Genomic DNA, 6,753 nt, shown 5'->3' with positions numbered 1-6,753 from the left:
CGCGTGCGGCGTCGAGAACACCAGGCAAGAGGCTACGAGCATCCGTACCACGATCGACGAGGTGTCCGCGGCCGATCTCTTACGCGGGCAACCGCTCGACGAGACGAGGCTCGTGGTGCTTCATCCCGGTTCTGATTGGGCGTGTCAGCAGTGGCTCATCGACCGGTGGGCCGAGCTTGCCGACGTCCTCGTCACCGACTACGAGGCGAGCATCGTCTTTACCGGAGCAGCCGCGGAGGCTTCGTACATCGAGAGTATCCGAGCGTCGATGCGCGCAGGCTCCGTCTCGCTTGCGGGCGCGACCACGCTGCCGCAGGTCGAGGCGCTCCTTTCACGCGCGTTGCTCTGCATCTGCGTGGACAGCGCCGTGTACGACCTCGCGCTCGGCACGCGAACACCGGTCGTCGTGCTCGCCGGTCCGACCGACACCGAGCGCGGCGCGCTCGACCGGCCAATACCGCTGGTCGTGAATCGGACGCCGCCGGGCCTGCGAGATGAGATCAACAGATGTAAGGAACCGAAGGACGTCTTCGGCGGTTGCCTGAACTACGCGTGTCCGATGGCGGGTCTTCGGCACATCTCCGTGTCCGCTGTGTTGGAGACCGTCGCTGCGCACGATTTGCTGAAGCAACGTCGACCCACCCCGGCCACTGTGGTCTGATGATCGCCCAAACGACCGATGCCTCGCGCCGGGCGATCTCCGACCTCCGGATCAGTGTTCGCGTCGCGTCGCTGGAGCGATACGGCGGCGGTCTTTTGAGCTCAGGGCAGGACCGCTGAGCCGAGCGCGCGGACGGCTGTGCCGGTGCGGGCGACCTGATCCGCGCCACCGCCGGTCTGGTCGATGACCGGTTGTGCGACATCGGACTGGTCCAGCCGCCAGAACGCGGCTGGGCTGGTCGAGAGGCAGGCTTGGATGGACTGCGCCATCGCCTCGATTCCGGAATCGCCGAGCTCGGCCATGAGGTCACGGTCCCACCACCCGGCGGCCACCATGTCGCCAGACCACGGCACGGTCGGGACCGAGTCGTAGTTGCCGAGGTTCACGTGTCCGCCAACGACCGCACCAGGTTGATCGTCCTGCGCGAAGTTGCCGTTGGCGTGGTACCAGACCCGCGTCGTGAAGTTGTAGATGTGGAACCGCGGGAACATGAAGCCCCGGGCCTTCGTGACGAGGACGAAGTAGTAGTCCGTGATGTTGAGGCTGAATCCGGACCACGAAGCGTTGAAACCGGTCGAGACGATGACGTCGTTGCCCACGCTCCCGTGTTGGCCCTCTCCGAGCTGCAGGTCGTACTGGTTCGTTCCGGAGCGGTCGATGAGTGCGAAGGTCGCCTTGTCGCGCGTGTTGTCGCCTGTGCGTGCGATCACGAGGTTGGAGAACGCGGTCGGCGATACGTTGATCCTGCCCAGCGACAACCGGATCTCATCGGTCCCGCCGTTGAAGGTGCGCACGTAGGACGCACTGGCCGTCGTGAAGGTGAAGTCGTTGGACGTCGCGGGCGTGCCCGAGGCGTCCTTGCTCTTCACTCGGAAGTGATAGAGGGTGCTGGGGCTGAGCGAGCCGAGCGCCGCTGTGTGCGCAGTCACCAGTGACGGATTGAGCGGAGTGGCGAGCCCGTACGCGGTCGTCGTGCCGTATTCCACCAGACCGTCGGCGGCCTTGTCGGTCGTCCAGGTGATCGTCGCGCCGCTGCTGCTGACCGCGCTCGAGCTCACGGCGGAGATCACCGGCGGTGTCACCGGGTTGGCCACCGTCACCGCGACGGCCGCAGCCGTTCCGACGTTCCCCGCCGCGTCGTAGGCCTGCGCGCCGAGAGTGTGCGGGCCGTTGGCGAGCGCGGTGGTGTCCCAGCTGCGCGTGTATGGCGGCGTGGTGATCGGCGCGCCGAGCGGCGCGCCGTCGAGCAGGAACTGGACCGCGGTGACCGCGACGTTGTCGGCGGCGTCGGCCGACACCGGGACCGCGGCGCCAACGACGCTTGCGCCACTGGTGGGTGCGGTGATCGTGACCGTCGGGGCCAACGTGTCCGAGGACCCGGCGCGCAGGACCACGATCTGCGCGGCGTTCGGTCCACTGACGCTGTTGGTCGCGGTCTTCACCCCGGTCGCGCCGGCGGTGCTCTGCAGGACGTCCTGCGCGAGCATGCCGTCGAAGTCGACGCGCTCGGTCATGCCTGAGCCGGCGGTCCAGCTGCCGACGTTGTCGTTGATGAACAGCGCGACCACCAGCGCGTTCGCTCCGCTGGTCGTGACCGAGTCGGTCGTCGGCGTCTGTGTGGTTCCGGCATCGCTTCCGCGGGCGATGTCGATCGGCGAGACCGTGCTCACCCCGCTATAGGCCAGGACCGTCACGTCCACCCAGATCGAGCTCGGCATGGTCCAGCGGTACGAGGCCGGCTCGCTCGCGCCGGCGACCGTGTACCAGACCTGGGCGTGGAAGGGCGGAAAGCTGCCGCGCGCCACCGATGTATCGAGCACGCGCGTCCAGCCGGCGGGGCCGCTCACCGTCACCGGATCGTCTCCGGCGTACACATACGCCAGCAGCAGGTCGCCGCTCACGACACCGCTGGGTCGGCTCACCGTCTGGCTGACGGCGCTCGCGACCGAACGGAAGGTCGGCTGCGTCGAAGCGGCCGGCAGCGCCACCCGAGATGTGTGGGAGCTCGGCATGGATGCGCCAGCGGCGGTCCCGAGCAGCACTTGACCAAAAATGAGAGCCGCGATGCTCAATGTCGCTAAGAGGCGATGGTTCCGTCGCGCTGCATCCGACGTCTGAACTGCTCGACCTCGCAACTGTTCCCTCACTTACGCCGGGTTGCTCGTCCGTGAACGCGCTGGAGCGTACACGGGCGCGGTTGCGGCGATCACGGCGGTGCGGCGATCGCGTCGGCGGCCGACGGGCTACGGACATCCGGAAGCGATTGGCCGAATCTGACGCCGACCGGGACCATGACGGTCGACGCCTCTCGGGTACCCATCGCGGTGAGGGCCAGTCGATTCTGCGGGCTCCACGCCGTCGAAGTATTGGAGCGGCTGGACTTGCCCTGGCGAGGCTGGTCTCCCAGCGATGGCACCCGCGATCACGCGGCGACGCGCGCGTGGTCGTGCATACCAGGCGTCGGATCGGCGACGCACGGCGCGCGGGCCGCGAGCGCCGACTTTCCTGTCAGGCCGACCGGGGCGATACCGAGACTCGACCGATCGCACGCCGCACAGTCTTGAGCCCGGTGCGCACCACGTGGAGATGGAGGGGGGCGATGTTGTACAGCCAGGACTGGCCGACATTGGGCGCCCAGTGTCGTTTGTACGAATCGTCTTCGTAACTGGCACCGAGGTCCATCGTCGAGAGACCCGCTTCCGACGCCCACGCGAACACGAGCTCGTCTAAGCGGGTCTGCACGCCGTTTCGCCGGTACGCATTGTCGAAGAAGTTCCACTGCGCGAGCAGCTCCGAGCCGATGACGATGTAGGTCGCCCCCGCGACGCGGGCGCCGCCATCCCGCAGCACGAAGCTGTGATACCGGCCGACGCTCTGGTAGTAACGGGCCGCGACGAGGATGTCGCTCTCCGCCTCATGCGCGGACCACTTCCGGGCCCAGTTCGTTATCGTCCATTCGGCGGCGCCCGGCGGGTCGATGTCGAAGCCGAACCCGACCGTTCGGCGTCGCGCCGACTTCACAGTGTTCCAGTGGCTGGAGGTCTTCCAGTGCTGCTCGTAACCGTCGGTAAGGGCGATCCCGAAACGCGGGAGCGCCTTCAGACTTCTCAGAGATTCTGACGACGCGGGACGGTCGCGGCTGAAGACCCAGATGTTGCTCGCCGTGCGCGCCAAGGCCGGGAGCAGGTAACCCGGAAGTGCGGCCATCTGGAAGCGTTCGCACACACCGCCTCCCCATACCGGCTCCCAGAACATCTTTCTGCGCCTGAGGCCGAGCACCGCGACCGGCCGATCTTGCTCGGTGATCAGCGCGGTCCGTTTAGCCGCCTGGGTCGGGTTGTTCATCAGCTGTCGCAGGAGCTCGTGTGGGCACTGCTCACTCTGTGGAAGATGCGCGAGCGCATCGTCCAGGACGCTTTCCCAGCGATCGAACCACCGGAGCGACAGTCCGTGCCGGTCTGCCCACGGTATCGACAGCCGCTCGATCAGATCAAGCCAGTCCACCTGCGCACGCATCGTTCCGGCTCGACCTAGCCCGCGACCTGCGCAGGGCCATGCCGCTGCGCGACGGCTTGCTCGACCAGACGAGCCACGCGGGCCGCCTGCGTCGCGGTGTTGAAGTGCTGGACCGCCACCCGGCGTCCCGCGGCGCCCCACGTCCGGCCGCGCTCGGGTTGATCGAGCAACGAGAGGATCGCGCTGGTCAGCGCCGCTCCGTCGCCCGGCGCGATGAGGCGACCGGTGTGCCCGTCCTCGACGATCTCGGGGATGCCGCCGACCCTGGAGACGATCACCGGGAGTCCGCACGCCATTGCCTCGATCGACGCCATCGAGAAGAGATCGGCGAGCGTGGGGAGCACGAGCGCGTCGCACCGCTGGTACAGACGCAGCAGCCGTTCGTCGTCGGGGCGGAAGTCGCGGTGCACGAACACGCCCGGCTCCTCCGGGACCGCTGCTCGCGTGACGAGGTGTAGGTCGCAGCGTGCGCGGAGATGGGCACGATAGACGTCCAACAGGAGACTGCCGCCCTTTCGCTCGAAGTCGCCCCCGACGAAGATGAGTTGCGGACGAACGCTCGCCGGACGTTCGTCGATCGGACGCCAGCGGTCGGTGTCGACACCTGGATGGATCACGTGCACTCGCTCGGGCGGCACGCCGAACTCGTTCACCATGGAGTTCGCCACCCAGCGCGACCAGGGCAGGAGCGCCGCGCAGCGGTGATAGAAGGTGCGGTGGAGCGCGAGGCTCAGCCGGCCCTTCGCGGATGCGAGGTCGGTCTGGTGGGCGTAGTGACCGCGGAAGCTGGCGTACAAAGTCGGCGTGCTGTCCACCGCGAAGAAGACGGGAATGCGCTGGAGCGCTGCTCGCGTCAGCACGAAGGGGAGCAGCTGGACGCTCATCTGTGTCCAGACCGCGTCGAGTGGCCTCTCCCACAGCAGCGGTGCGAGTGCCATCAGCGAGCGAAGGGTGCCCCTCGGTTTGTGAGGTAGTGCGAAGGCGCTCGAGCCATCCACCGGCGACGTACGGCCTTGTTTCGATGCCGAGCGTCTCGAATCGATCGGCGGGAAACGCGGTCCTGAGGTGCTCGTATTGCGTCTGCACGCCCGCCACCATCCAGGCCACCATTCGCGCACGAGCGTGCCGCTCACCGCGGACTTCATAGCTCTGCCGGCGAAGCCGTGATCGCGGAGGTTGCGCCGCCCGGTCGAGGATCCGGAGGCGCGTCGGCACGCATGCGCGGCGGCACCTGACCGGTCCTGACTGACGCGTAAAGCTCGAGAAGATCGTCGGCTACGCGTCGCGCGCTGAAGTGCGCGCGCACGTGCGCCGCGGCCGCGGCCGCGAGTCGGGCTCGGAGTGCGTCATCCTGGCAGATGCGCGCCAGCACAGCCGCGAGGCCGTCCGGGTCGGAGGGTGGCGCGCAGAGACCGGTCTCCTCGTTGATGACCGCTTCCTCGGGACCGCAGAACGTGATGACCGGCGCTGCCCCGCGGCCCATTGCTTCGAGCAGGGCGATCGACATGGATCCCGCGGGCACGGCCAGCACGAAGACATCCATCCCGTCGACGAATCGACCGGGGTCGGAACGCTGCCCCGCGAAATGCACCTGCTCCGCGACGTTCAGCTCCGATGCCAGCGTGCCCATCTCATCGCGCAGCGGTCCATCCCCGACGAGCAGCAGGTGGGATGGCACGGTGTTTCGCACGATCGCGAACGCGCGCAGGAGATCGTGTAGACCCTTGCCCTCCGCGAGACGGACGACGCTGCCGATGAGCGGCGCGTCGGACGGCACGCCCATCTCCGTGCGGACAGCGGCGCGGTTGCGTGCGGCCTCCTCTGGCGAGACGTCGTGGACCGGAACACCGTTGAGGATCGAGCCGAATCGTGTTTCGCGGGCTCCCCCTCGGCTGCGGCGCAGCGATGCGTTCCGTCGCGACACGGCGACCAAGCCGTGGAGAAGCCTGTCAGTGAGGCGCTTCACGCCGCGCTCACGCCAGCTTGCTGCCGGACGTGGCACGTCGTGCTCCGTCAAGATCACAGTCGCGCGAGTGAAAGCGCGGGCGAGGGCGATGACCGCCAGGCCGCCGGTCGTCCCGCCTGTCTGCACGTGGACGACCTCAGGTGCGAGGCGCCGGAGCAACGTCGCCAGGCGCGAAAGTCCCGCGACTTGTCGAGCTCGACCGGCACGCGCGTCGGTCGTGACACGCTCGACGTGCGCACCGCCGGCCGTGAACCTGCGCGCGAGACCATCGAACGTTTCGCCCTCGGGAACCACGACGCGGACGTCGATCGCGCGGCGGACGTATTCGCCGGCGACGTCGACGCAATGCGTCTCCATGCCACCGACCGCAGTGGACTGGAGGATCAGGCAGATGCGGCTGAGCGCCGACCGCGAGGTCATGACGGCCTTGTCACCGTGGCCGCGACCCGCCTCCGCCTGGCCGCTCGGTTTCGCAACCGGTCGCGCAGCGCGCGGTACATGGGTCGCATCGGGCTTCGGAGCAGGGTCGCGTCCCGGGCACCGCGGAGCGCGTGCGCGACGCCGGTCGGCTCTACCCGACGGTACCGAGTTATCATCCCGTCGAGGTCCT

Annotated in this window: 6 protein-coding genes; 2 read left to right on the top strand and 4 right to left on the bottom strand. The window is 68.0% G+C overall.

What is annotated here, in order from left to right; all coding sequences use genetic code 11:
* A partial coding sequence (locus VI056_12305) for a glycosyltransferase family 9 protein (GenBank protein HEY6203808.1) occupies positions 1–661 on the top strand: 661 nt, incomplete at its 5' end.
* A gap of 101 nt (positions 662–762) precedes the next feature.
* On the opposite strand, the gene VI056_12300 is transcribed toward VI056_12305, so the two are convergent.
* Positions 763–2,379, bottom strand: coding sequence for an Ig-like domain-containing protein (locus VI056_12300; protein HEY6203807.1), 1,617 nt, complete (start codon positions 2,377–2,379; stop codon positions 763–765).
* On the opposite strand from VI056_12300, the gene VI056_12295 reads away from it, so the two are divergent.
* Positions 2,378–2,707, top strand: coding sequence for a hypothetical protein (locus tag VI056_12295; GenBank protein HEY6203806.1), 330 nt, complete (start codon positions 2,378–2,380; stop codon positions 2,705–2,707). The genes VI056_12300 and VI056_12295 overlap by 2 nt on opposite strands.
* Positions 2,708–3,169: 462 nt before the next feature.
* On the opposite strand, the gene VI056_12290 is transcribed toward VI056_12295, so the two are convergent.
* Genes VI056_12290 through VI056_12280 form a run of 3 tightly spaced genes read right to left on the bottom strand, consistent with a single transcriptional unit; the run spans position 3,170 to position 6,563 of the window.
* A complete protein-coding gene (locus tag VI056_12290; GenBank protein ID HEY6203805.1) occupies positions 3,170–4,177 on the bottom strand; it encodes a GNAT family N-acetyltransferase in 1,008 nt (335 codons plus the stop codon).
* A 14-nt stretch (positions 4,178–4,191) separates the two neighbouring features.
* Positions 4,192–5,322, bottom strand: coding sequence for a glycosyltransferase family 4 protein (locus tag VI056_12285; GenBank protein HEY6203804.1), 1,131 nt, complete (start codon positions 5,320–5,322; stop codon positions 4,192–4,194).
* Complete coding sequence (locus VI056_12280; protein HEY6203803.1) at positions 5,319–6,563, bottom strand: glycosyltransferase; 1,245 nt, start codon at positions 6,561–6,563, stop codon at positions 5,319–5,321. Before VI056_12280 ends, VI056_12285 begins: the two co-directional genes overlap by 4 nt.
* Positions 6,564–6,753: the final 190 nt, after the last annotated feature.

It is taken from the genome of Candidatus Limnocylindria bacterium, assembly GCA_036523395.1.
Classification (GTDB): Bacteria; Chloroflexota; Limnocylindria; order P2-11E; family P2-11E; genus CF-39.
Note: the sequence above shows the minus strand (reverse complement) of the source record. Positions and strands in the feature narration are given on the sequence as shown.